The sequence below is a fragment of the Actinomadura sp. DC4 genome, assembly GCF_030406325.1.
Classification (GTDB): Bacteria; Actinomycetota; Actinomycetes; order Streptosporangiales; family Streptosporangiaceae; genus Actinoallomurus.
Genome location: NZ_JAUEQY010000011.1, coordinates 238,419 through 264,057, shown reverse-complemented (window position 1 = coordinate 264,057; position 25,639 = coordinate 238,419). Strand labels below are relative to the sequence as shown.

The following is a 25,639-nucleotide window of genomic DNA, read 5'->3' as shown; positions in this document are numbered from 1 at the left end:
CCTGCGGCACTCCGTGGAACGCCATGGAACGCCTCCTGAGTGAGGCGCCGGTCACCGAGAACGGCGCCGGATCTTCAGCCAGGGGGCAGGTCAGCGGTGAATCCGTTCGAGGACGAGAAAAGCACCTACCGCGTACTCATCAACGACGAACGCCAGTACTCGCTGTGGCCCGCCTCGATAGAAGTTCCCGACGGCTGGTCGATCGCGGTCGATGAGAGTACGCGCGCGGCGTGTCTGGACTACATCGACCGGCACTGGGGCGACATGCGTCCGCAGAGCCTGCGTGAGGCCATGGAGCGTGGCGCGTGAGCGGCGAAGTCGAGGGCACGCTGCCCGAGCTGTTCGAGCGGCAGGCCGGCGCCACGCCCGGTGCCGAGGCCGTCATCTCCGGTGACACGATCCTGACGTACGCCGAGCTCAACGTCCGCGCCAACCGGCTCGCGCACCACCTCATCGGGCTCGGCGTCGGCGCGGAGAAGATCGTCGCCCTCGCGCTCCCCCGTTCGATCGAGCTCGTCACCGCCGTGCTCGCCGTCGCCAAGACCGGCGCGGCGTACCTCCCGGTCGACCTCGACCACCCTGCCGGCCGGGTCGCGCAGATGATCGACGGCGCCTGCGCGCTGCTGGTCAGCGTGGAAGGTACCGTCGAGGCACCGGCCGGGACACCGTTGCTGCTCCTCGACGATCCCCGCGTCGTCCGGACGCTGGACGCGTGCCCGCAGGCGGACGTCGCCGGGCGGCACCTGCCGCCCCAGCACCCGGCGTACGTCGTCTACACCTCCGGCTCCACAGGGCGGCCCAAGGGCGTCATGGTGCCGCACGACGCGATCGTGAGCCGGCTGTCGTGGATGCAGGGCGAGTACGCGCTCCGTCCCAGTGATCGCGTCCTGCACAAGGCCTCCATCAGCGTGGACGTCGCGGTCTGGGAGATCTTCTGGCCACTGCTGACCGGCGCCGCCGTCGTGGTCGCCGAACCCGGAGGGCACAAGGACCCCGTCTACCTCGCCTCCCTCATCCGCGAGAAACGCGTGACGACGGCCCACTTCGTCCCCTCCATGCTGGAGGTCTTCGTCAGGACGCCCGAGATCGCCGGATGCCGCAGCCTCCGCCGCGTCCTGTGCGGCGGCGAGTCCCTGCCGGGTGAGCTCGCGGACCGGTTCCGCGCCGTGTCGGACGCCGAGCTCCACCACCTGTACGGCCTGACCGAAACGGTGGTGGACGTCACGTCGTGGCGGTGCACGCCCGGCGACGGTCCTCGTGTGCCGATCGGCCGGCCCGTCTGGGGCACGCGCGTGTACGTGCTGGACGACCGTCTGCGGCCGGTGCGGCCCGGGGCGGCCGGCGAGCTGTACGTCGCCGGCGCCGGGCTCGCCCGCGGCTACCTCGACCGCCCCGCCCTGACCGCCGAGCGGTTCGTCGCCTGCCCCTGCGAAGGACCCGGCGAACGCATGTACCGTACGGGCGACCTCGTACGGCGGAGCGCCGCCGGCAACCTGGAATACATCGGGCGTACCGACCACCAGGTCAAGATCCGCGGCTACCGGGTCGAGCTCCGCGAGATCGAGACCGCGCTGACCGACCAGCCTGGCGTCGCCCGGGCCGCGGTCGTCGTCCGCGAGGACCACCCCGGCGACCGGCGGCTCGTCGCCTATGCCGTCGCCAACAGAGACGCCGACCCGGCGCGGCTACGGCAGGCCCTCGCCCAGACGCTGCCCGACCACATGACGCCCGCCGCCGTCGTGGTCCTGGACGCCTTTCCGCTGACGCCGAACGGCAAGCTCGACCGCGCGGCGCTCCCCGAGCCCGAGTTCGCCACGACCGACCGCTCCTCGCGTACGCCGGTCGAAGAGATCCTTGCCCGGCTGTTCGCCGAGACGCTCCACCTCGGCCGCGTCGGCATCGACGACGACTTCTTCGACCTCGGCGGCCACTCGCTCCTGGCCACCCGCCTCATCAGCCGGATCCGTACGACCCTCGGCGTCGAGCTCCCGATACGCGCGCTCTTCGAGACGCCCACGGTCGCCGGCCTCGCCCGCGACCTCGGCCGCCACGGCGCCGCCCGCCCCGTACTGTCCGCCGGTGACCGGCCGGACGTCGTCCCGCTGTCCTCGGCGCAGCGACGGCTATGGTTCCTCAACCGGCTGGAAGGGCCGGGCGCCACGTACAACATGCCCGTCGCGCTGCGGCTCGGCGGCGACCTCGACGTCGACGCGCTCACCGCGGCGCTGGCCGACGTGGCCGGACGGCACGAGACCCTGCGTACGGTGTTCCCCGAGACGGGCGGCGCCCCGCGTCAGGTCGTCCTGCCTCCGGAGATGGCCCGCCCCCGGCTGCACCGGGCCTGCGTCGCCGAGGCCGAGCTGTCCACGGCGCTGGCCGAGGCCGCCGCGCAGGGGTTCGACCTGACCCGCGAGCCGCCGCTGCGCGCACACCTGCTGACGCTCACCACCGAAGGCGAACCGGAGTACGTCCTGCTGCTCGTCCTCCACCACATCGCCGCCGACGGCTGGTCGATGACCCCGCTCACCCGCGATCTCACCACCGCGTACGGCGCACGCCTCATGGGCCGCGCGCCCGGGTGGGACCCGCTCCCGGTCCACTACGCCGACTACACGCTCTGGCAGCGCCGCCTCCTCGGCTACCGGGCCGACCCGGCCAGCGTTCTCAGCGAGCAGCTCGGCCACTGGACGGCCGCCCTCGACGGCATCCCCGACCAGCTCCAGCTGCCGGCCGACCGCCCGCGCCCGGCCGTCGCGACCCACCGCGGCGCGACCGTGCCCTTCGCCATCTCACCGCACCTGCACGACCGGCTCCTCAAGCTGGCCCGGGGCTGCAACGCCACCGTGTTCATGGTCCTGCACGCCGCCTACGCGGCCCTGCTCACCCGCCTCGGCGCGGGGACCGACCTCCCCGTCGGCACTCCCATCGCCGGGCGCACCGACGAGGCCCTCGACCACCTCGTCGGCTTCTTCGTCAACACCCTGGTCCTGCGCACCAGCACCGCCGGAAACCCCACCTTCGCCCGGCTCGTCCACCGCACCCGCGAGACCACGCTCCGCGCGTACCAGAACCAGGACCTTCCCTTCGAACGGCTCGTCGAGGCGGTCGGCCCGGCCCGGTCGGCCGCCTACAACCCGCTGTTCCAGGTGATGATCGCCCTGGACAACAACGCGGCCGCGCGCTTCGAGCTGCCCGGTCTCCGCGTCGCCGAAGAGCGGGTGGACCTCGGCATCGCCAAGTTCGACCTGTTCCTCAACCTCACCGAAGAGCCGCGTCGTGACGGGTCCCCGGCCGGGATCGGCGGCGTGATCGAGTACGCCACGGACCTGTTCGACCGCAGCACCGTCGAGGCCGTGGCCGAGCGGCTGGAACGGATACTGGAGCAGGTCGTCGCCGACCCCGACGTCCCGATCGGCGACCTCGACGTGCTCACCCCGCCCGAGCGCCACCGGCTCCTCCACGAGTGGAACGACACCACCCGGCCCGTCGCGAACGCCGCCCTTCCCCGCCTGTTCGAAGCCCAGGCCGCTCGTACGCCGGACGCCCCCGCCGTCGTCTCCGACGACGTCACCCTGACGTACGCCGAGCTGAGCGCCCGCGCCAACCGGCTCGCCCACCACCTGATCGAACGCGGCGCGGGCCCCGAGAAGGTCGTCGCCCTCGCGCTTCCCCGCTCGGCCGAGCTCGTCGTCGCCGTACTCGCGATCACCAAGACCGGCGCCGCGTACCTCCCGATCGACCTGCGGTATCCGGAGGCCCGGATGCGGCTGGTCATGGAGCAGACCGACGCGCGGTTGCTGGTGACCGACCGGGACACCATCGCGCGCGTGCCGACCGACCGCGCCGAGGCGGTTCTGGTCGACGAGCCCGGCGCGGGCGCGGAGTCCGACCCCGGCGTCACCGTCCACGGCGACCAGCTGGCCTACGTGGTGTTCACGTCGGGGTCGACGGGCGCGCCGAAGGGGGTCGCGGCGACGCACGCCGACGTGGTCGCCCTGGCCGCCGACCGGTCCTGGCGCAACGGAGCCCACGAGCGGATCCTGCTGCACTCCCCGCTCAACTTCGACGCCTCGACGTACGAGCTGTGGGTGCCGCTGCTGTCGGGCGGGCAGGTCGTCGTCGCGCCGCCGGGCGACCTGGAGCCGGCGACGCTGGCGCGCGTCGTCCGGCGGCACGGAGTGACGGCGCTGTGGCTGACCGCCGGGCTGTTCATGCTCATGGCCGAGCGGCCCGAGTGCCTCGCGGGCGTACGGGAGGCGTGGATCGGCGGCGACGTCGTGCCGCCCCCGACCGTGCGCCGGGTGATGGACGCGTGCCCGGACACGACGATCGTCGACGTGTACGGGCCGACGGAGATCACGGCGTTCGCCACGCGCCACCGCGTACGCCACACCGACTACCTGCGCGGCGCGCTGCCGATCGGGCGGCCGCTGGACAACACGCGGGTCTACGTACTGGACGATCGTCTGCGGCCCGTGCCGCCCGGCGTGGCCGGTGAGCTGTACATCGCCGGTGCCGGGCTCGCCCGCGGCTACTTCGGCCGCCCCGCGCTGTCCGCGGAACGGTTCGTCGCCTGCCCGTACGGCGGGCCCGGCGAGCGCATGTACCGTACGGGCGACCTCGCCCGGTGGAACGCCGGGGCGAACCTGGAGTTCGTCGGGCGTACGGACCACCAGGTCAAGGTCCGCGGTTACCGTATCGAGCTCGGCGAGATCCAGACCGCGCTCACCGCCCAGCCGAGCGTCGCCCAGGCCGTGGTGGTCGTCCGCGAGGACCAGCCCGGCGACCAGCGGCTCACCGCGTACGTCGTCCCCGACGAGAACGTCACCGCCGACCCGGTACGGCTGCGCCAAGAGCTCTCGCGGCTGCTCCCCGACTACATGACGCCCGCCGCCGTCGTGGTCCTCGACGCCTTTCCGCTCACCCCCAACGGGAAGATCGACCGCACGGCGCTGCCCGCACCGGAGTTCGCGGTCACCGACCGGCACTCACGCACTCCGCACGAGGAGACCCTCGCCCACCTCTTCGCCGAGGCGCTCCACCTCGACCGCATCGGCATCGACGACGACTTCTTCGACCTCGGCGGCCACTCGCTCCTGGCCACCCGCCTCATCAGCCGGATCCGCGCCACTCTCGGCATCGACCTCCCGATACGCGCGCTGTTCGAGACCCCGACCATCGCCGGCCTCGCCCGCAACCTGTCAGACACGGGGTCCAAGGAGGCGCTGGGCGCCGTCCTCCCGCTGCAGTCGCGCGGCACCCGCCCCCCGCTCTTCTGCGTCCATCCGGCGGGTGGCCTGAGCTGGGGCTACGCGGGCCTCATCCAGCACCTCGGCGCCGACCAGCCCATCGTCGGGCTGCAGGCGCCCAGCGTGAACGGCGGCCCGGACCTGTCGGTACGGCGGCTGGCGGCGGAGCACCTGGAGCGGATCCGGGCGATCCAGCCGACCGGCCCGTACGCCCTGCTCGGCTGGTCGATCGGCGGGCTGCTCGTCCATGAGATCGCGGCCGAACTCCAGGAACTCGGCGAGCAGGTCTCTCTGCTCGGTCTGCTCGACGCCTTTCCCGGCCACCGGCCGGGGCAGGCGAGGAGCGAAGAGGAGATCCTCGCGCAGTTCGCCGAGCAATTCGGCCTGTCCGGTACGGAACCGGACCGCGACGCCATTCTCAAGGCGACCGGCGGGTCGCTGGCGCATTTCGACCGGCCCACCGCCGAGGCGATTCTCGATACGTACACCCACTTGTCGCGTATGGCGTTCGACCATGTTCCGCGGCCTTTCCACGGCGACGCTCTGCTGTTCGTCGCGGAGCTCGAAGAAGAACAGGAGCCGCGGGTCGCGGCGACGCGTCCGTACATCACCGGAGAGGTCGTCCGGCACGACGTCAACGCTCGGCACGCGTCGATGACGGACCCCGGTCCGCTGCGGGAAATCGGACGTGTTCTCGCCCGGCGCCTCGGGCTCTGACGTAGGGGAAAACTCATGTCGATCGTTGATATCTGCCTGCGGGAAAGCCTCTCGCGTGCCCCCGTGATGGTCCTGCCGCGCGGGGTGTCGCCCAACCTCGCACTGGACCAGCGGCTGTCCCGCCGGATCGCCGCCGGGGAACGCGTCGTGCACCTCGGGCTCGGGGAGTCGCGGCTTCCGGTGCACCCCGCGCTGGTCGACCGGCTGGCCACCGCGGCGGAGGCCCATTCGTACGGGCCCGTCGCGGGCGGGGAGAGCGTGCTGCGGGCGGGCGCCGGATACTTCGGCCGCCGCCGGCTGCCCACCGCGCCGGACCAGATCGTGATCGCGCCCGGGAGCAAGGCCGCGCTGTTCGCGCTGATCGCCGCCCTGCCCGGTGACGTGGTCCTGCCGCAGCCGTGCTGGGTGAGCTACGCGGCACAGACGCTCTTCGCCGGGCGCCGGGTGATCGGCGTACCCGTACCGGCCGACTGCGGCGGCGTCCCCGACCCGTCGCTTCTCCGCGAGAGGATCACCGAGGCCCGCCGGCGCGGCGAAGACCCGAGGATCGTCATCCTGACCGTGCCGGACAACCCGACCGGTACGACGGCCGCGCCGGAGACGGTACGCCGCGTCTGCGCGGTGGCCGAGGCCGAGGGCCTGGTCGTCCTGTCCGACGAGATCTACCGCGACATCAGGCACGACCCGGCGGTCCCGTACCTCAGCGCGGCCGAGGTGCTGCCCGCCCGTACGGTCGTCGTGACCGGGCTGAGCAAGAACCTCGCGCTGGGCGGCTGGCGCATCGGGGTGGCGCGGTTCCCCCCGGGCGCGTGGGGTCATGATCTTCGCGCCAAGGTGCTCGCGGTCGGCAGCGAGGTGTGGTCGACGGTCGCCGCGCCCATGCAGGAGGTCGCGGCGTACGCGTTCTCCGAGCCACCGGAGATCGTCGAGCACCTGGAGGCGAGCGCCCGCCTGCACGGAACGGTGGCCGCCGCCGTACACCGCGCGGTCGTCGCGGCCGGTGCCCGCTGCAACCCGCCGCAGGGTGGTTTCTACGTCTATCCGGACTTCGAGCCGGTCCGCGCGGTCCTGGCGGCCAAGGGCATCGTCGACGCGGCGGGCCTGCAGTCCTACCTTCTCGACCGCTGGGGGATCGGGGTCCTGGGCGGGCACCACTTCGGCGACGAGCCCGGCGGCCTGCGGTTTCGCGCCGCGACCAGCCAGCTCTACGGGCTCACCGCGGACGAGCAGTGGGCCTCGCTGCGTTCCGCGGACCCGACGGGGCTGCCGCATGTCGCCGGGCAGCTCGCGCGCCTGCGGGAGGCGTTCACCGCGCTCACGAGGGGCGCGGAGTGAGCCTCACGTACCGGGAGGTCATGGCCGTTCCACGTCTGCCCGGCCTGCTGCTGTCGGCCTGCGTCGCGCGGCTGGCCGGGCGGATGTTCGGACTGGCGATCGTCCTGTACGTCCTCGCCCACTTTCACTCGGCGGTCCTGGCCGGCTGGGTGGCGTTCGCCTCGATCGCCCCGGGCTTCGCCATCAGCCCCATCGCGGGAGCCTTGCTCGACCGTACGGGCGAGGCGGTGGCGATCACGATCGACCTGGCGGCGAGCGCGATGCTGCTGTCCTTGCTGGTCGTGTTCAGCCGGATGGGAGTGATGGGCGCGCCGCTGCTGCTGACGCTGACGGTCGCGTACTCCCTGACGAGCCCGCTGAGCGCCGCGGGCATCCGCGCGCTCATCCCGCGGCTGGTGCCCGCCAACGCCCTCGACCAGGCCAACGCCCTCGACACGGGCAGCTACGCGCTGATCAACGTGCTGGGGCCGTTCCTGGTCGGCCCGTTGTTCGCGCTGACCGGGGCGGACCCGACCATGGTGGTCATCGCCGCGCTGTACGGGGCCGGCGCGCTGAGCCTGCTCGCGGTGGGGAGCCTGACGTGGCCCGCCGTCTCCGCGCCGTCCGGGACGCTGCTGCGCGAGGCGGCGGCGGGGCTGGGGTACCTGGTACGCCACCGTACGCTGCGCGGCCTGGCCGTCGCGTACTCCCTGTACCAGGCGAGCTGGGGGGTGCTGGTCGTCGCCGTACCGGTCTACGTGGTCAGGCACCCGGTCGGCGGGGCGTCCACCGACGCGGTCACCGGCCTGCTGTGGGCCTCTGCGGGACTGGCCGGGGTGGTCGGCGCCCTGGTGACGGGCCGCGTACGGACCCTGGGCCGCGAACGCCTGGTGATCGGCGCGAGCGCGCTGGCCACCGGCGTCGTGATCTTTCCGGTGAGCGCCGCGTTCGGGGTGGCCGGTCTGGCGGCAGGGCTGGCGGTGGTCGGGCTTCTCGAAGGGCCTCTCGACGTGGGGGTGCTCACGCTGCGGCAACGCCGCGCCGACCCGGGCTGGCTGGGCCGCATCCTCGCCGTGTCGTTCAGCCTGAACATGGCCGGCCTGCCCATCGGCTCGGCCATCGGCGGCCTGCTCGTCAGCTGGTCCCTGTCCGCCGCCTTCGTGGTGGCGGCCGCCACGTCCCTGCTCTCCGCGTTGGCCACATATGCCTTGATCCCGAGAAAAGAGGCGAAGCGCGACCTTTCTTATGAGCCCGCCGATCCCCCGAACGCGAAGGCGACGAGCAGTCGATGACAATCGCCCGCTCCCGTACGCTGCCGGCGTGGAGTGGGTCGAGCGCGTCACGCACGTCCGGCAATGGTCGCGTGGTGGGGAGCGGGCGTCGCACAAGCCCCTCCTCCTGCTGTACGCGCTCGGGCACTTCCAGCGGAACGGCGACTCTTCGATTCTCTACAGCGAGGCCGAGGAACATCTCGCCGGCCTGCTGCGAGAGTTCGGGCCGCCCCGTACGACCAGCCCCGCCTATCCCTTCCACCACCTCACCAGTGACGGGCTGTGGGAGGTGCGCACCGCCGCTGGAGGGGAGAGCCCCGGACCTCGCGTCGGGGCGCTGCGGAGTCAGGCCGCGCGGGGCCGCCTGACGACTGAGCTGGTCGCGGCGCTGCGCCACGATCCACACCTGTTGTCGCAGCTCGGCCGCGCCATTCTCGACGTCAACTTCGAACCGTCCCTGCATGAGGACATCTGCACGGCGGCCGGGCTCGATCTGGAGGCGGTCGAGCTCGCCGGAGCGCGGTTCCCGCGTCGGCGCGACCCCGCCTTCCGTGCGCAGGTGATGGTCGCCTATGAGTACCAGTGCGCGTTCTGCGGGTACGACGGCTGGCTGAACGGGAGCGCGGTCGGGCTCGACGCCGCGCACGTGCGGTGGTGGGCGTTCGAGGGGCCCGATGAGGTCACGAACGGCATCTGTCTGTGTGCGCTGCACCACAAGCTCTTCGACAAGGGTGTACTCGGGATGACCGGTGACCGGCGGGTGAACGTCTCGGCGCACTACGTCGGCCGCGGGCCGGCCGCTCGCGACCAGGTTCACACGCTCGCCGGTCGGCGGGTCTTCTCGCCGCAGGCCGCGTTCCCCGGGCTCGACGACGCGCACATCGCCTGGCACGCGCGTGAGGTGTTTCGTGCGCCCGCTCGCGCGGCCTGACGACGGGTCAGGCGATCGCCGGGCTCTGGCGGCCTCGGTCGGAGACGGCTTCGGTCACCGATCTGGCGATGTGCCGGCCGGTCAGTCCGGCGTCTTCCAGGATGCCGGACCTCGTGTCGTGGGTCAGGAACTCCTGGGCGAGACCGAAGGGCAGTACGGGGGTACGGACTCCGGCCTCGCGTAGCGCTCGGGTGACCGCCTCGCCGAAGCCGCCCGCGATGCCGTTGTCCTCGACCGTCACCACCAGCCGTACGCCGCTCGCCGCCGAGGCCAACGCCGGGTCCACCGGTTTCACCCACCTGGGGTCGACGGCGAGGGCGCCGATGCCCTGGTCGGCCAGGCGGGACGCCGCGTCCACGCACACACCCGCCATCACGCCCGCGCCGACCAGGAGTACGTCCACCGGCAGGTCCTCGCGGGGCGAGGCCACCACGTCCATTTCGCCGAGTCTCCCGACGCCCGGGATCTCGTCGCCGGCCGGTGCCTTCGGGTAGCGGAGCATCGTCGGGCCGGTGGAGTCGGCCAGCGCCTCGGCGAGGAGCTCGGCCAGGCGCGTGGCGTCCCTCGGGGCGGCGACCCGCAGGCCCGGGACGAGCTGGCTGATCGAGCCGTCCCACATGCCGTGGTGGCTCGCGCCGTCCGGGCCGGTCACTCCCGCGCGGTCCAGTACGAACGTCACCGGCAGCCGGTGCAGGGCCACGTCCATCAGCATCTGGTCGAACGCGCGGTTCAGGAAGGTGGAGTACAGCGCCACCACCGGGTGCAGGCCGCCCATCGCCATCCCGGCGGCGCTCGTCACCGCGTGCTGCTCCGCGATGCCCACGTCGAAGACCCGGTCCGGATGGGCCGCGGCGAACGGCGCGAGGCCGGTCGGGTGCAGCATCGCCGCGGTGATCGCGACCACGTTCTCCTGCAGGCCGCCGAGCCGCAGGAGCTCGTCGGCGAACACGTGGGACCAGGTACGTGCGGGCGCCTTCACCGGGGCCCCGGTCAGCGGGTCCGTACCCGCCGCGACCTGGTGCAGGCGGTCCTCGTCATTGTTCTCCGCCGGCGCGTACCCGTGGCCCTTGCGGGTCAGTACGTGCACGATCACCGGGCCGCCGAAGCCCCGCGCCTGCCGGAGCGCCTGCTCCACGGCGGTCTCGTCGCAGCCGTCGATCGGGCCGACGTACTTCAGGCCCAGGTCCTCGAACATCATCTGCGGCGCGAGCATGTCCTTCAGCCCCTTCTTGATCCCGTGCAGCGCCTCGTACAGCGGCGCGCCGATCAACGGGGCCGGTGACAGTGTCGTCCTGATGGCGTCGAGGACGCTCTCGTACCGCTGCGTCGTCCGTACCTGGGCCAGGTGCGTGGCGATCGCCCCGTGAGTCGGCGAGTACGAACGGCCGTTGTCGTTGACGACGACCACGACGCGGTTCGTCCTGGACGCCGCGATGTTGTTCAGCGCCTCCCACGCCATCCCCCCGGTCAGCCCGCCGTCGCCGATGACGGCCACCGCCGTACGGTCCCGCTCCCCCCGCAGCCGGAACGCCTTCGCCAGCCCGTCCGCGTAGGACAACGACGTCGACGCGTGGGAGTTCTCCACGTGGTCGTGCGGCGACTCGGCGCGGCTCGGGTATCCCGACATGCCACCCGGCCGGCGCAGCGTGGCGAACTCGGCCTGCCGGCCGGTCAGGAGCTTGTGCACGTACGACTGATGGCCCGTGTCGAAGACGAACGGATCGCGTGGCGAGTCGAAGACACGGTGCAGGGCGATGGTCAGCTCGACCACCCCGAGGTTCGGCCCCAGGTGGCCGCTGTTCGCCGACACCGTCGAGATCAGCCGCTCCCGGATCTCCGCCGCCAGGGCGACCAGGTCACCCGGCGCCAGGTTCTTCAGATCCTGCGGGCCACGGAGTGAATCAAGGAGTGTCATACGGCAACGCTCCTGGTCCCGGCCGAATGGGGCAAGTAGGCGCCGGGGACAAAATATTGCCCATAGTCAAATGGATTGTCAGCCTCGTCTACCGCACGTGAGCGTCCCGACTCGCAGCGTACAAGACATTAGCGAGGCTAAAGGGATAGCGATTGACAAGATCCATCTACGATGTTCAAATCGCGAGATAGCAACTAGCTGTCCGCCCGTACGGCCGAAACTCCGATGAGATCGAGTGGCATTCAACGGGGCTTTGCGAAATGGAACCAGTCGACGGACCAACCGCCCTTCGAGCCGCACGGCGCCGGATCCACCGGCCGGGAACCGCAGATGCGCGACGCATCGCCGAACTGGAACGTGAAGTTCTGGAACTCCGGCGCGCCAACGACGAACTCAAACTGTATTTCGTCAAAGAACGAAACCCCCCGGACGCCGCCGGACGGCGGCCCACGGCGGAGTTCCGGGCACTGGGCCCCTTGGAGGCGGTGGCCGGCGGCCGGCTCCTCGACCTGGGAGCGCCCAAACAGCGTGCGCTGCTCGCGCTCCTGGTCAGCCAGGCGGGCCGGCCGGTGCCGGCCGACGTGATCGTGGAAGGGCTGTGGGCCGGGAGTCCGCCACCGTCGGCGAGGACGTCACTGCAGGCGTACGTGGCCAATCTGCGGAGGGTGCTCGAACCCTGCCGGGCGCCGCGGACGCCGGCGAAGGTGCTGCGTACCAGCGGCCGCGGCTACCTGCTGGACCGCCGGGTCGTCGAGGTCGACACCCAGCGCTTCGACGAGCGCACCACGGCGGGCTGGCGGGCGATGGAGCGCGGCGACACGCAGCGCGCGCTGGCCGAGTTCGAGAGGGGACTGGCGCTGTGGCGGGGCCCGGCCTACGCGGAGGTCGCCGACGCCACGCTCGTGGCGCCGGAGGTGGCGCGGCTGGAGGAGCTGCGCCTGTCGGTGGTCGAGGGGCGCTGCGCGGCGTTGCTGGACACGGGCGCCCACGAGCTCGCCGCGGCCGAACTCGAGGCCTTCACGAAGGTCCATCCACTACGTGAGTACGGCTGCGAGCTGTTGAGCCTGGCCTTGTACCGAGGCGGGCGGCAGGCCGACGCGCTGGCGGTCCTGCGGACCAATCAGAAGCGGCTGGCGGAAGAGCTGGGAATCGACCCCAGGCCCGCACTTCAACAGCTCGAGAGCAGAATTCTCAACCACGCTCCGGCACTTGACTGGCGGCCACCTCCGCGCGGCGGTTGATTTACCGGCGCGAAGTACTCGAAAAAGCAGGAATCGGGCATGCGATGAGTAGACAATATCTTGCCCATTACCCTCTCTTGACCTTGTCTCTTCGATTAGCCACCATTCCCGATATGGCGACCGCGCTGAAAAATAGCCAGCAATCGGGTGGCAAGAGAATAGTTCTGGCAGAACCGCACGGCTTCTGTGCCGGTGTGCGCCGGGCCATCGAGATAGTGGAACGCGCACTGGAGATCCACGGCGCGCCGGTCTACGTGCGCAAGGAGATCGTGCACAACGAGCACGTGGTGCGAGGGTTCGAGGAGCGGGGCGTCGTTTTCGTCGACTCCGAGACGGAGGTACCCGACGGGGCCGTCTGCATCTTCTCCGCGCACGGAGTGTCGCCGCAGGTGCGCCGCAACGCCGCCGAGCGCCACCTCGCGGTCATCGACGCAACCTGCCCGCTCGTCGCCAAGGTGCACCAGGAGGCCCGCCGGTTCGCCCGCGACGGGCGGACCGTGATCCTCATCGGCCATGCCGACCACGAGGAGATCGAGGGCACGTACGGGGAGGCGCCGGACCGTACGGTCATCGTGCAGAACGTCGAGGAGGCCGGGCGGCTCGAGCTCCCGCCGGACGCGCCCGCCGCCTACCTCACGCAGACCACGCTGTCGGTGGACGAGACGGCCGAGATCGTGTCCGTTCTCCGCGAGCGGTTCCCCGGGCTGAGCGGCCCCGGCAGCGAGGACATCTGCTACGCCAGCCAAAACCGCCAGAACGCGGTCAAGGCGGTCGCCGGGCGCAGCGAGCTCGTACTGGTCATCGGGTCGGCCAACTCCAGCAACACGATCCGGATGGTGGAGGTCGCGCGGGACAGCGGGGCCCAGGCCCGGCTGCTGCCCGACGCGGCCCACCTGGACCCCGGCTGGCTGACCGGCGTCCGCACCGTGGGGGTGAGCGCCGGCGCGAGCGCGCCCGAGGAGCTGGTCGAGCAGGTCGTCGAGCGGCTCGGGACGCTCGGGTACACCGGCCTCGACACCGAGGTCGCCGCCAGCGAGACCGTCGTGTTCTCGCCGCCGTCAGGACTAGGCCTGCCGCCACGCGGCGACGCCCGGACCGCGTTACTCGACCAGGCCGGCGCCCGCATCGAGGACCTGCTCGGCACCGAGCGCGCACGCTGGGCCGCCGTCGACGCCCGCGCGGCCGTACCCATCGAGGCGATCGAGGAGCTCGTCGCGGCCGGGGGCAAGCGGCTGCGCCCGGCGTTCTGCGTCAGCGGTTACCTCGCCGCGGGTGGCACGGCTGACCAGGACGCGGTCGTCGCCGCGGCCGCCGGCCTCGAACTGCTGCACGCCTTCGCCCTCATCCACGACGACATCCTGGACAACTCCCCCACCCGGCGCGGAGCGCCGACCGTACACGCCAGGCACGCCGGCATCCACGCGGCGCGGGGCTGGGCCGGTGAGCCGCGACGGTACGGCGAGGGCGTCGCCATCCTGGTCGGCGACCTGGCCTTCGGCTACGCCAATCGCCTCGCCGGCGGGCTGACCGGCGCCGCGATGGAGATCTGGACGGAGCTGGGCACCGAGATGCTCATCGGCCAGCACCTCGACATCGCCCTCGCCGCCGAGCTGGTGCCGGACCCGGACCTCAGCCGCTGGGTCGCCGTCTCCAAGTCCGGCCGCTACACCATCCACCGGCCCCTCGCCCTCGGCGCGGCGATCGCCGGGCGCCCGGACCTGCAGGCGGCGTTCGAGGCGTACGGAATCGCGGCGGGCGAGGCGTTCCAGCTGCGCGACGACCTGCTCGACGCCTTCGGCGACTCCGCGGCGACCGGCAAGCCGGCCGGCCTGGACGTCAGCGAGCACAAGATGACCCTGCTGCTCGCCCTGGCGGCCGCCGAAGACGCCCGGGTGGCCCGCCTGGTGGAGGACGGCCGGAACTGGGACCCGGCCCGGCTGCACGCCGCGCTGCTCGCCTCCGGCGTACGGGAGGAGATCGAGCAGCGGATCGACCGGCTCGTCGCGGACGCGCGTACGGCGCTCGCCACGGCGCCGCTGGCGGACGGCTGGCGGGAGCGCCTGGGCGAGATGGCGGCCCAGGTGGCCTATCGCGACCGCTGACGGGGCGCCCTGATCGTTTGGCACCGACCGGAGAGGATGATCACAGATGGTGGATCTGGGCATGCCCAAGGTTCCGCGGACGCTCGCCAAGCGGCGGGTGAGCCGGCAGCTGAGGCTGGGCCAGGGTGACAAGGCCGTGCTGACGGGCGGTGGAGCGCCCGTGAGCGTCCAGTCGATGACGACCACGGTGACGGCGGACGTGAACGCGACGTTGCAGCAGATCGCGCAGCTGACGGCGTCGGGATGTCAGATCGTACGGGTGGCGGTGCCGTCCGCCGATGACGCGGAGGCGCTGCCCGAGATCGCCCGTAAGTCGCAGATCCCGGTGATCGCGGACATCCACTTCCAGCCGCGGTACGTGTTCGCCGCGATCGACGCGGGGTGCGCGGCGGTGCGGGTGAACCCGGGCAACATCAAGGCGTTCGACGACAAGGTCGCCGAGATCGCGAAGGCCGCGTCCGGGGCGGGGGTGCCGATCCGGATCGGAGTGAACGCCGGGTCCCTGGACAAGCGGTTGCTGGCCAAGTACGGCAGCGCGACGCCGGACGCGCTGGTGGAGTCGGCGCTGTGGGAGTGCTCGCTGTTCGAGGAGCACGGCTTCCAGGATCTGAAGATCTCGGTCAAGCACCACGACCCGGTCGTGATGATCGCCGCGTACCGGAAGCTGGCGGCGGCGTGCGACTATCCGCTGCACCTGGGGGTGACCGAGGCGGGCCCGGAGTTCCAGGGGACCGTGAAGTCGGCGGTCGCGTTCGGCGCGCTGCTGTCGGAGGGGATCGGGGACACGATCCGGGTGTCACTGTCGGCGCCACCGGCCGAGGAGGTCAAGGTCGGGATCGCGATCCTGGAGGCCCTGGGACTGCGGGAGCGGGGCCTGGAGATCGTTTCGTGTCCGTCGTGCGGCCGGGCCCAGGTGGACGTGTACAAGCTGGCGAACGAGGTCACCGCGGGCCTGGACGGCCTGGAGGTGCCGCTGCGGGTCGCGGTCATGGGCTGCGTCGTCAACGGGCCGGGCGAGGCTCGCGAGGCCGACCTGGGCGTCGCCTCGGGCAACGGCAAGGGACAGATCTTCGTCAAGGGCGAGATCGTCGCCACCGTCCCCGAGTCCAAGATCGTCGAAACCCTCATCGACGAGGCCATGCGCCTCGCCGAGCAGACCGACGCCGGGACCGCCACCGGAAAACCACAGGTCACCGTGGCCTGACCCGCAGCGCCGAACGACAGCCGACGCTCGCCACCGTGGGCCGGCACCCCGCAACAGCCCCCGCCGCGAACGCAGGCAGGTCCCGGTCAGCGGGTGGCAAGGCGGCGGGTCACGTGGACGCGGGACTGGCAGTCGAGCTTGCGCATCACCCTGCGGAGGTGGTTCACCACGGTCCATTCGGCGATGCCGAGCCTGCGTGCGATGACCCGGTTGGTCAGCCCCTCGGACACCAGGAGGGCCACCTCCAGCTCCCGCTTCGTCAGCAGGTCCGCGACGTCGGCCGGCGCGTCGGTGTCCGCCGGCGGGTCGGCGCCCGGCACCAGCCGCAGCGCCGCCTCCCAGGACGGCTCGGCCCGCCAGTGACCGTCGTACTCCTCCGCCGTGAGCGCCTCGCTCGCGGCGGCCAGGATCGGCGTGACCAAGGCGTCCAGCGGCTTCGGCCGTGGCGGCCCCAGCCGCCGGCGCAGCCGGTCGGCCAGCCCCAAGACCTCCGTCAGCCCCGGCCAGTCGGTGATCCGGCGCCACTTCCACAAACTGATCGCCAGCATCTCCAGGCACTCCGCCGCCTCCGGAAGCCCGCCCAGCCGCGTGGCGGCGTCGGCGAACAGCGCCCGCGCCTCCGCCGTGTCCTGCTCCAGCCAGCCGACGGTCGCGAGCACGTACCTGGCGAGCACCGCGCCGCCGGCGTCCCCCCGGCCCAGCGACACCGCCAGGGCCGACCGCGCCCGTTCGCCGGCCCGGCTCGGTTCGCCCGAGTCCCGGAGCACCACCGCGAGCCGCCGTTCGAGAAGGCCCTCCTCCCGGCCGGCCCCCGTGAGGCCCTCCTCGAGAAGCCTCCGCGCCCGGCCGAGGTCCCCGGCCGCGTACGCCTCGTCGCCGAGCAGCCGCAGGCACCGCGCCACGCCGTCCTCGTCGTGCGCCGCCGCGTAGGCGTCCCGCGCGTCGTCGAGGTGGCCGCGTGCCGCCGCAGACCCCAGCCGTACCGCCAACTCGCCCGCCGCCTCCAGCGCCTGAGCATGCAGTGACGGGTCCGCGACGCCGGTCCGCAGCACCTCCTCGGTCAGCCGCAGGCACTGCCGGGCCTGTTCGGTCCCGGCGCACCGCTCCCGCAGGGCGTTCGCGATCACGGCCATGGCCGGGCCGTCGCCGGCCTCCCGCCAGTAGCCGAAGGCCGCCAGCAGGTCCGGCCGTACGGCCGGGGAGGACCGGCTCGCGACCGTACGGAAGTAGTCGCCGTGCGCCCGCCGGAGGGCCGGGCGGCACGGGAGCCGGGCGAGCGACCGGGCCGCGGCGAGCCGCAGGACCGCCGGAACGCTCACGCTCGGCTCGCCGCCGGGCCCCGGCTCGGGGACCAGCGCGCTCTTGTCGATCAGGCGTTCCACGGTCCGGTGGACGCCGCCGTCGAACCGGCCCACCACGTCGGCCGCCGCACGCATCGTGAACGGGCCGGCGAAGATCGCGAGCTGGTCCAGCAGCGTGCGCTCGTCGGCGCGGAGGCGGGCGAACACCCACGAGACCAGGTCGCCGATGCTGGAATGCCGTGAATAGGGGTGGTGCCCCACTCCGCGCAGGTCGCCGAACTCACCCTTGAAGCGTTCCAGGATCAGCGCGGGCTCGGCCAGCTCGACCTGTGAGGCGGCCAGCTCGATCGCGAGCGGCAGGCCGCCGGCGAGGTGGCACAGCGCCAGCACCGCGGAGGAGTTCTCCGCGGTCAGCGTGAACTCCGGCCGTACCGACCGCGCGCACCGCACGAACAGCTCCACCGACGGGATACGGGCGACGTCCGCCGCGTCTCCGGTCGCCAGCGGCCGGAGACGGAGGACCCGCTCCCCGTACATGCCGAGCCGGGTGGTTCCGACGGAGACGATCCGTACGTGCGGGCAGCACCGCCGGAACTCGGCGAGCAGGGGCACGAGCTCGGCGGCGACGTCCTCGACGTGGTCGAGCACGACGATCTCCCGGTCCGCCCCGAGCCGCTCGATGGCCGCCCGTACGGCCGGGGAGCCCTCGCCGACCTGCTCGCCGGCCTGCCGCAGCAGCCGGCGGCACGCGGCGACGTCCGCCATCCGCTCGAAGTCGAACACCTCGGCCACGGACCCGTACCGGCGGAAGAACTCCATCACCAGGCGGCTCTTGCCCACCCCGGCGGGGCCGGTCACCGTCACCAGCCGGGCGTCGGGGGCCGCGAGCACGGCGTCGAGCCGTTCCAGGTCGTGGGCGCGGCCGATGAGTTCCGTCGGTGTCGTACCCATGTAGCCGTCCGGGCCGATCAGCCGGCCGGAGATGAAGTCCAGCGCATCCTCGTACCCCACGCGCTCCAGGCTCGGCCACGCGGCTTGGCCCGGACTGTTCGCCGGCTTGGCGTGGACTTGGCGACGCACCCGGAGACCGGCTTGCTCATCAGCCTCAAGAGGAACATCCCCAGGCCCGGCCGTCACCCGGAGGTAATGTGACAGTGTCCCTAATCCCAATTTCGGCTGACACCTTGATCCTCTGATGGGAACACGGCCCCCGCGCCTCGGCGTGCGGCGCGAACTCCGGCGGGTTCTGGACGCCGCGGCGACCCTCGTACGGGCGAGGCACCCCGTATCCGCCAGGACCCGGCTCCGTACCGCCCTGACGAAGCAGGAAGCGCTCCGGCGCGTGGCGACGCTCGTCGCGCGCGGCGCCTCGCCGTCGGAGACCTTCTGGACGGTCTGCCGCGAGGCCGGCGGACTCCTCGACGCCGACTATGTCGCCATCGGCCGGTTCGAGCACGATCGAATGGTCTGTCACCTGGCCGAGTGGCACGATCCGCACGTGCCCCCGATGGACGTGCCCTTCGGCGGGCGCTGGCCGATGGGAGACACGGCCGCCGCGGCGGTGTACGACACCTGCCGGTCGGCGCGGCGCATGTCGACGTCCGTCGCGAGCGAACTCGGCGACTGGCTACGAGCGCACGGCGTCAGCCAGGTGGTTGCCTGCCCGGTCATCGTGCACGGCCGGCTCTGGGGTGAGATGGCACTGCGGTTCCTCGGCTCCCGGCCGCCGCCGCCGGACTGCGAGGAGCGGATGCAGGACTTCGTCGAGCTCGTCGCCTGCACCATCGCGCAGGCGGAGTACCGCGCGGAGCTCATCGCCTCCCGCGCCCGCCTGGTCACCGAGGCCGACACGGCGCGGCGCCGCATCGAGCGCGACCTGCACGATGGCGCGCAGCAGCGCCTCGTCGCGCTCGGGCTCTACCTGCGCGAGGCGGAGGCGAACGCCTCCGGCGAGAACGAGGCGCTGCGACGGTCACTGTCGGACGCCACCCGGTGCCAGTCGGACGTCGTCACCCAGATCCAGCAGATCTCCCGTGGGATCTACCCCACGATCCTGACGCAGAAGGGGCTCAGATCGGCGATCAAGGCACTCATCCGCCAGAGCCCCGTACGGACCGACCTGTGCCTCGGCGTCGACCGCCGCCTGCCCGAGCCGATCGAGATCACCGTCTACTACGTCGTCTCCGAGGCGCTGGCGAACGTGCTCAAACACGCGCACGCCTCCGCCGCGCACATCGAGCTGACCATCGCCACGGAGAAGGACTCCGTCCGGCTCACCGTCCGCGACGACGGCGTCGGCGGCGCCGACCTGCGGCGCGGCTCGGGCCTGATCGGTCTGAAGGACCGCGTGGAGGCCGTCGGGGGCACGATCGAGGTGGCCAGCCCGGTCAGCGGCGGTACGACGCTGACGGTCGACATCCCGGCTCCCGAAAACCCGTGACCCGGAACGCGGTGTCCGCGACGCCGGCGTCGGCCAGCGTGATGACGCGGGCGTGCGGATAGGCGCCCCGGGCGAGGTGGGTGAGGACATGGCCGGGCGGCGTCTGGACGAACACCGACGTGCCGAGCTCGGCCAGGAGGGCGAGGGAGTCGCGCCACCGCAGCGTGGTCGCGACGCTCCGGGCGAGGTCGTCGAGGACGGCGCCGGCGTCCCGGAGGAGACGGCCCGTGCCGCCGACGCAGGGGACTCCGAGGCGCCGTCGCGGGATCGCGGCGAGGTGGTCCGCCATCGCGCCGGCGACGCCGTCGAGCAGCGGGCAGTGCGAGGGGACGGCGACGTCCAGGCGCCGTACGCGGCGGGCCCCGGCACGCGCGGCGGCCGGGGTCAGGCGGTCCAGGGCGCGGACACTGCCGGCGACGACGGTCTGCTGGTCGGCGTCGACGACGGCCAGGTACGCCGGATCCTCGCCGGTGGTGATCGACTCGACCGCGCGCCGGACCTGCGGGACGCTCAGCCCGAGGACGGCGGCCATGCCGTACCCCGAGGGGAACGCGTCGCGCATGAGCTCGCCTCGACGGCGTACGGCCACGAGCGCTTCGGCGAAGGTCAGTGCCCCGGCCGCGACGGCGGCGGGGAACGCTCCCGCGGACTGCCCGGCGACGGCGTCGGGAGCCGCGCCCTCGGCGGCGAGGGCCCGGGTGGCGGCGACCCCGGCGACGCACAGCGCGACCTGCGCGGTGACGGTCGATCTCAGCTCCTCCGCGCCGTCCTGCCGGGACAAGCCGGGCAGGATCCGCTCGGCCTCGGCCAGCGTCGCGGCGACGGCGGGGTGGTCGGGCAGGTCGTGGAGCATCCGGGGACGCTGGGCGCCCTGACCGGGGTACAGGAACGCGACTCTCACGCGGGGGCCCACGGATCGTCCACGAGTTCCGGGCCGTGGTCGGTACGGGCCAGGACCGGGCCGCCGCCGGCCCAGTCGGTGAGGCCGACCCCGCCGCGAGGCGTCTCCAGCTGGCAGTCGACCCGGGCGGGAAGACCGGCGAAGGCCGCCGCCAGCCGCGCCGCTCGCGCGCGTTCCAGCCGGCGCGGAGTCCGTATCAGCAGGTCCAGGTCGCTTTCGGGATGGGTGACCGGGTGCGCGCTGGCCAGTTCGAAGCCGACGCTCCCGGTCGGCCCCCAGGCGACGCCCCTCAGCTCGGCGGCGACGGCCGTCAGGGTCACGGCCAGGCGTGAACGGCCGGGCCGGAGTTCCCGCAGCTCTTCGGGCGGCACCGGACGGCCGACCGCGCCGGCGTGGACGACGGTCGCGTGGCGCTGCCACCGCTCCGGGCCCCGTACGCCGATCAAGATGAGCCCGGGCGTGTGGGGCGCCCGCCGTACGACACCCCACGGGCAGGCGGCGAGCGACGCGGAGGCCCAGCCGGGCGGCACGGTCCCGAGCGCGGCGCTCGCGTCGATCCGCAACAGGTCGTGGGGGCGCGCCGTCACTCCCACTGGGCCGCCAGCGCCTCGTGGACCCGGCGGGAGGCGGCCCGCGTCCGCCGGGCACCGGGTGAGGTGAGGCGGTTGCTCAGGTCGCGGGGACCGCGGCGGGCCCGTTCGACGGCGGCGGTCAGCGCGCCCTTCACCTTCCGTACGTCCTCGGCGGTCGGGTCACCGGCGTTCTCGACCGCCAGGAGCTCGTCGCACAGGCCGAGCTCCGCCCAGTCGCCGACGTCGTACGAGAGCGGAGGAACGCGCCGGGCCAGTTCGTCGAGCTCGTCGACGGTCCGGCGGGTCACCCGCGCCGCGGCCGCCTTGTGCATGGCGTGCACCACCACGCCGGGATCGTCGAGCGCCAGGATCTGGTTCGCCTGGCAGCCGTGGGCGAGGAAACCGCCGGACAGCGCGGTACCGACGATGAGCGTGATCACCGGATGCCCGGCCGTACGGGCGGAGGCGTAGGCGTCGACGGCGGCGGCCAGGGCGTGGTGGAGGCCGAGCAGCTCCTCGACGCGCCCGTACGCCTGGCTGGGGACGTCGACGACCGCGACGATCGGCCGCATCGCGTCCTCGGAGACGACCGCGGTCACCGCCTCCGCGAGACCGAGTCCCTCAAGGAGGCCGACCTCGCCCCGGCGGGCCCGGTGGTAGGGGCTGTGGGGGTCCGGTACGACGGCGACCAGGCGGGCGACGTCGTCGCCCAGGGTGGCGTCGGCCGTGATCACGGACGGGACCACGTGTTCCACCTCGCCGTCGGCGAGTGCCCGCGTCCAGGCCAGGCCGCGGCTCATCGCGGCGGCGCCCACACGGCCGCGAGATCGGCCGGGTCCGGCGGGTCGGCCGGGTCGACGGCCTCCAGGCGGGCTCGCAGCTCGGCGAGCCGCCCGGAACGGTGTTCGCGGGGCACGCCGCGTCCCACCGCCTCGATCACCGCGGAGCGTACGGCGGTGACGTCGTCCAGGACCAACGCGTCCGCGAGACCGGTGCTCGTACGTTGCGTGCCCCCGTTGATCGACCAGATCAGCGTGTGGTCGGAGGCGTCGAACTCCGCCGCCCCGGCCTCGGACTCGATCACCTGCGGCCCGTCGAGGCCGAGACGGCCCTCCCTGGTCATGATCAACGTCGTGCAGAGCCCCGCGGCGATGCTCATGCCGCCGAAACAGCCCAGCGCCCCGGCGATGACGCCGACGACGGGCTGGATGGCGCGCAGTTCGAGCAGCGCGGAACACACCTCGGCGACCGTCGCCAGGCCCAGGTTGGCCTCCTGCAGGCGTACGCCTCCGGTCTCCAGCAGCAGGACCGCGGCGGCGGGGACCCTGTCACGGGCGGCCAAGGAAAGGGCAGTGGCGATCTTCACGCCGGAGACCTCGCCGACGCCGCCGCCCTGGAAGGCCTGCTCGATGGCGATCACGACCGTGGGCCGTCCGCCGAGCCTCCCCTTGACCACGACCACGCCGTCGTCGGACCCGGGGACGACGCCCTGCGGCTCCAGCCAGGGCGACTCGATGCGGTCGAAGGGCCCGCACAGCTCACGACCGGTGCCGTCGTCGAGCAGACCGGCGGCACGCGCCCGCGCGTCCAGCTCGATGAAACTCCTGCGGGCGAGCAGCGCGGCCCAGTCGGTGTGCTCTTCTTCCGGAGTCACGACGCACTCTCCTCGATGGCCTGCCGCAGGCGCAGGGTGACCACGCCGGGCGTCGCGCCGAAGTCGTTCAGCTCGAAGCGCGCGGCCACGCGGTGGCGGGCGAAGAAGCGTTCGAGCACGACGCGCCACACCGTGTCGAACCCGTCGACGCTGGTCCGCACCCGTACCCGCGCGACGCCGGCCGGCTCGGGGGTCATCAGGATCTCCAGGTCCCCCGAGCCGACCACCCCGACATGGACCCGCCGGGCCGGCGGCTCGCCGGCGGGGAACTCATAGTTCAGCGTCCGCACGCGACGGCCTCCCGTACGGACCCGGCACCGGACGCCCGCCACCGGACCATGTCGAGGAAGAGCGCGGCGGCCAGCAGGTCACCGCTCCCGCCCGGCGACAGCCGCCGTACGCGGAGCCGGTCGTCCAGGTCGAGGAGTGCGGCATGGCCGGGCTCCGTGCCCGGCCCTCCCTCGGCCAGGACCCGCGTGGCGCCGAGCCGTACGGTGCGCAGGCCCTCGGTGCCGCCCCGGTGCAGTACGCAGGTGTCCTCGAGGAGGCTCATGATCCCCATGAGCGCGTCGAGGCGGGCGATCTCCTCGGTGAGCCCGGCCGCCCGGGCCCGGCGCAGCCGCGGCAGGGCGATCTCGACGGCGTGGGGGAAGCCCGCCTCGGCCTCCCCCCGGGCGCCGCGCACCCCGTACCTCCGCCGTACGCGCTCGCCGTGGGAGGCCGCCCCCGCAGGGGCGTGCCGGTCGGGAAGGGCGGCCAGCCGGGCCGCGCGGCGGACGGCCCGCCGTTCGTCTCCGGCGCCGGACGCGCCGGCGACCAGCAGCCCGAGCGCCCACAGTGCCCCGCGATGGGTGTTCACCCCTCGCGTCGCCCGCAGCATGGCGTGATCGCCCGCGCGGCCGAGCCGGCCGAGCTCCTCCCGGAGGCCGAGCCCGACGGCCGTGTGCCGCGCCGCGTCGGCGATGGAACAGAAGGCGGGGCGCAGCGCCTCGGCCGAGGCCAGGAGCAGCGGCAGGTCCATGTCGTCGTGCGCGCCGCTCCCCCGCGGGTCGACCAGGCCCGGTTTGGGTCCCAGGAGCGCCTCCTCGCGCAGCGCCCGTACGGCCAGGTCGGCGAGCGACGCCGACGTGCACCGCCCCGTCCGAGGTCCGCCGCCGGCCATCACCACGTCCGGAACCGGGCCGGCGGGTCGTACAGGCCTCCGGACCAGGCGATGAGGTCCTCGATGCAACGCGCCGCCAGCAGGGAGCGTTCCGCCCGGCGGACGTCCACGCCGAGGTCTTCGGGCAGCGCGACCAGACCGTCGCGGCGCAGCCCTTCGACACGCCGCTCGTCCATGTCACGGCCGACCGGGGTGGCCCCCGCGACCGCGGCCAGCGCCTCGCGGCGGTCGGCCAGGCCGGTCGCCTTGTAGAGGTAGGCCACGCCCTCCTCGGTGACCACATGGCTGACGTCGTCGCCGTAGATCATGATCGGCGGGATGGGCATGCCGGCGTCCTCGCCCACCTGGATCGCGTCGAGCGACTCGACGAAGGCGGGCGTGCCCCCCGTACGGAACGTCTGCGTGATCTGCACGACGAGCTTGCGTCCCCGCAGTGCGGGAGCCTCGCCGGTCAGCAGGCTCAGCCAGGCCGGGGAGGCGTGCCGCCGGCCGTGGGGGTCGTGTCCCATGTTGGGCGCTCCGCCGAAACCGGTCAGCCGGCCCTCGGTGACCGTCGAGGAGTTCGCGCAGGCGTCGATCTGCAGCGACGACCCGATGAACAGGTCGACGGCGTACTGACCGGCGAGCTGGCACAGCACCCGGTTCGACCGCAGCGACCCGTCGTGGCCGGTGAAGAAGACGTCCGGGCGGGCGGCGACGTACCGCTCCGTGCCGGGTTCGCCCCCGAAGCAGTGCACCGACTCGACCCAGCCGCTCTCGATGGCCGGGATGAGGGTCGGATGCGGGTTGAGCGTCCAGTGCCTGCAGATCTTCCCGCGCAGGCCGAGTTCCTCGCCGTACGTGGGCAGGATGAGCTCGATCGCCGCGGTGTCGAAGCCGATCCCGTGGTTCAGCGTCGTCACCCCGTGCCGCTCGTAGACCCCGCGCAGCGCCAGCATGGCCATCGCGATCTCCACCCGGCCGATGTGGCGGGGGTCCCGGGTGAACAGCGGCTCCAGCAGGAACGGGCGGGGGCTCTCCACGACGAGGTCCACCCAGTCGCCGGGGATGTCCACGCGGCGGACCGTGTCCACCAGTTCGTTGACCTGGACCAGCACCAGCCCGCTGCGGAACGCCGCCGCCTCGGCGATGGTCGGGGTGTCCTCGGTGCCGGGACCGGTGTACAGGTTGCCGTCGCGGTCGGCCTGCTCGGCGCACAGCAGGACGACGTCGGGCGTGAGGTCGACGAACATCCGCGCGTACAGCTCGACGTAGGTGTGGATCGCCCCGACCTCGACCTTGCCGTCGGCGAGCAGCTGCGCCATGCGCACGCTCTGCGGACCGGCGTAGGCGAAGTCGAGGCGGCGGGCCACGCCGCGCTCGAACACGTCCAGATGCTCGGGCAGGCTGATCGAGGAGATCAGCAGGTGCAGGTCGTGCACGACGTCCGGGTCGCAGCCGGCCAGTGCCTCGGCGAGGAAGTCCGCCTGCTTCTGGTTGTCGCCTTCGAGCGCCACCCGGTCGCCCGGACGCAGCAGGGCCTCCAGCGCCTCGCGCGTCCGGCCGGCATCGAGCACCCGGCCCGAGGTGAAGGACCGGACCGCGTCGAGCCGCTCGAGCTTCGCGGTCCGCCGCCGGTTCCAGGCGGCCTTCGCAGGCGGCATTGCCGTCACCCGACACTCATGC

General features: G+C 72.9%; 18 protein-coding genes. 9 read left to right on the top strand and 9 right to left on the bottom strand.

Going from position 1 to position 25,639, the window contains the following annotated elements; translation table 11 throughout:
* Window positions 1–96: 96 nt before the first annotated feature.
* The 5 genes from QWU11_RS20190 to QWU11_RS20170 are packed head-to-tail and all read left to right on the top strand — an operon-like array spanning window position 97 to window position 9,482.
* Window positions 97–309, top strand: a complete 213-nt coding sequence (locus tag QWU11_RS20190; protein ID WP_290115545.1) for an MbtH family protein — start codon at window positions 97–99, stop codon at window positions 307–309.
* Window positions 306–5,966, top strand: a complete 5,661-nt coding sequence (locus QWU11_RS20185; RefSeq protein WP_290115544.1) for a non-ribosomal peptide synthetase — start codon at window positions 306–308, stop codon at window positions 5,964–5,966. The genes QWU11_RS20190 and QWU11_RS20185 overlap by 4 nt, the downstream gene beginning before the upstream one ends.
* A gap of 15 nt (window positions 5,967–5,981) precedes the next feature.
* Entirely contained in the window at window positions 5,982–7,301 is a 1,320-nt protein-coding gene (locus tag QWU11_RS20180; RefSeq protein ID WP_290115543.1) for a pyridoxal phosphate-dependent aminotransferase, read from the top strand.
* A gap of 20 nt (window positions 7,302–7,321) precedes the next feature.
* The gene (locus QWU11_RS20175; RefSeq protein ID WP_290115542.1) at window positions 7,322–8,572 is read left to right on the top strand and encodes an MFS transporter; all 1,251 of its coding nucleotides are present in this window, start codon (window positions 7,322–7,324) and stop codon (window positions 8,570–8,572) included.
* A gap of 28 nt (window positions 8,573–8,600) precedes the next feature.
* The gene (locus QWU11_RS20170; RefSeq protein WP_290115541.1) at window positions 8,601–9,482 is read left to right on the top strand and encodes a phosphorothioated DNA-binding restriction endonuclease; all 882 of its coding nucleotides are present in this window, start codon (window positions 8,601–8,603) and stop codon (window positions 9,480–9,482) included.
* Window positions 9,483–9,489: 7 nt separating this feature from the next.
* On the opposite strand, the gene dxs is transcribed toward QWU11_RS20170, so the two are convergent.
* Window positions 9,490–11,397 (bottom strand): 1-deoxy-D-xylulose-5-phosphate synthase, encoded by a 1,908-nt coding sequence (gene dxs, locus QWU11_RS20165; RefSeq protein WP_290115540.1) that lies wholly within the window; start codon window positions 11,395–11,397, stop codon window positions 9,490–9,492.
* A gap of 485 nt (window positions 11,398–11,882) precedes the next feature.
* Here dxs and QWU11_RS20160 point away from each other — a divergent pair, with 485 nt between their 5' ends.
* Genes QWU11_RS20160 through ispG form a run of 3 tightly spaced genes read left to right on the top strand, consistent with a single transcriptional unit; the run spans window position 11,883 to window position 15,944 of the window.
* Entirely contained in the window at window positions 11,883–12,638 is a 756-nt protein-coding gene (locus tag QWU11_RS20160) for an AfsR/SARP family transcriptional regulator (protein ID WP_290115570.1), read from the top strand.
* 44 nt (window positions 12,639–12,682) lie between these two features.
* Window positions 12,683–14,740 carry a 4-hydroxy-3-methylbut-2-enyl diphosphate reductase gene (gene ispH, locus QWU11_RS20155; protein WP_354670867.1) on the top strand — a complete coding sequence of 686 codons (2,058 nt, stop codon included), beginning with the start codon at window positions 12,683–12,685 and terminating at the stop codon, window positions 14,738–14,740.
* Between the two features lie 46 nt (window positions 14,741–14,786).
* The gene (ispG, locus tag QWU11_RS20150; protein WP_290115538.1) at window positions 14,787–15,944 is read left to right on the top strand and encodes a flavodoxin-dependent (E)-4-hydroxy-3-methylbut-2-enyl-diphosphate synthase; all 1,158 of its coding nucleotides are present in this window, start codon (window positions 14,787–14,789) and stop codon (window positions 15,942–15,944) included.
* A gap of 86 nt (window positions 15,945–16,030) precedes the next feature.
* Here the strand turns inward: ispG and QWU11_RS20145 are convergent, their stop codons facing one another.
* Complete coding sequence (locus QWU11_RS20145) at window positions 16,031–18,256, bottom strand: LuxR C-terminal-related transcriptional regulator (protein ID WP_290115537.1); 2,226 nt, start codon at window positions 18,254–18,256, stop codon at window positions 16,031–16,033.
* 184 nt (window positions 18,257–18,440) lie between these two features.
* On the opposite strand from QWU11_RS20145, the gene QWU11_RS20140 reads away from it, so the two are divergent.
* Window positions 18,441–19,685, top strand: coding sequence for a GAF domain-containing protein (locus QWU11_RS20140; RefSeq protein ID WP_290115536.1), 1,245 nt, complete (start codon window positions 18,441–18,443; stop codon window positions 19,683–19,685).
* On the opposite strand, the gene QWU11_RS20135 is transcribed toward QWU11_RS20140, so the two are convergent.
* The 7 genes from QWU11_RS20135 to mdcA are packed head-to-tail and all read right to left on the bottom strand — an operon-like array spanning window position 19,633 to window position 25,617.
* The gene (locus tag QWU11_RS20135; protein WP_290115535.1) at window positions 19,633–20,586 is read right to left on the bottom strand and encodes an acyltransferase domain-containing protein; all 954 of its coding nucleotides are present in this window, start codon (window positions 20,584–20,586) and stop codon (window positions 19,633–19,635) included. The two genes, QWU11_RS20140 and QWU11_RS20135, sit on opposite strands and share 53 nt — an antisense overlap.
* On the bottom strand, window positions 20,583–21,173 hold the full coding sequence (locus QWU11_RS20130; protein WP_290115534.1) for a malonate decarboxylase holo-ACP synthase: 591 nt from the start codon (window positions 21,171–21,173) through the stop codon (window positions 20,583–20,585). The genes QWU11_RS20135 and QWU11_RS20130 overlap by 4 nt, the downstream gene beginning before the upstream one ends.
* A complete protein-coding gene (mdcE, locus tag QWU11_RS20125) occupies window positions 21,170–21,958 on the bottom strand; it encodes a biotin-independent malonate decarboxylase subunit gamma (RefSeq protein ID WP_290115533.1) in 789 nt (262 codons plus the stop codon). Before mdcE ends, QWU11_RS20130 begins: the two co-directional genes overlap by 4 nt.
* Entirely contained in the window at window positions 21,955–22,812 is an 858-nt protein-coding gene (locus QWU11_RS20120; protein ID WP_290115532.1) for a biotin-independent malonate decarboxylase subunit beta, read from the bottom strand. Before QWU11_RS20120 ends, mdcE begins: the two co-directional genes overlap by 4 nt.
* Entirely contained in the window at window positions 22,809–23,102 is a 294-nt protein-coding gene (locus QWU11_RS20115) for a malonate decarboxylase subunit delta (RefSeq protein WP_290115531.1), read from the bottom strand. Before QWU11_RS20115 ends, QWU11_RS20120 begins: the two co-directional genes overlap by 4 nt.
* On the bottom strand, window positions 23,090–23,974 hold the full coding sequence (locus QWU11_RS20110) for a triphosphoribosyl-dephospho-CoA synthase (RefSeq protein ID WP_290115530.1): 885 nt from the start codon (window positions 23,972–23,974) through the stop codon (window positions 23,090–23,092). The genes QWU11_RS20115 and QWU11_RS20110 overlap by 13 nt, the downstream gene beginning before the upstream one ends.
* Window positions 23,974–25,617, bottom strand: coding sequence for a malonate decarboxylase subunit alpha (mdcA, locus tag QWU11_RS20105; RefSeq protein WP_290115529.1), 1,644 nt, complete (start codon window positions 25,615–25,617; stop codon window positions 23,974–23,976). Before mdcA ends, QWU11_RS20110 begins: the two co-directional genes overlap by 1 nt.
* Between the last annotated feature and the right edge of the window lie 22 nt (window positions 25,618–25,639).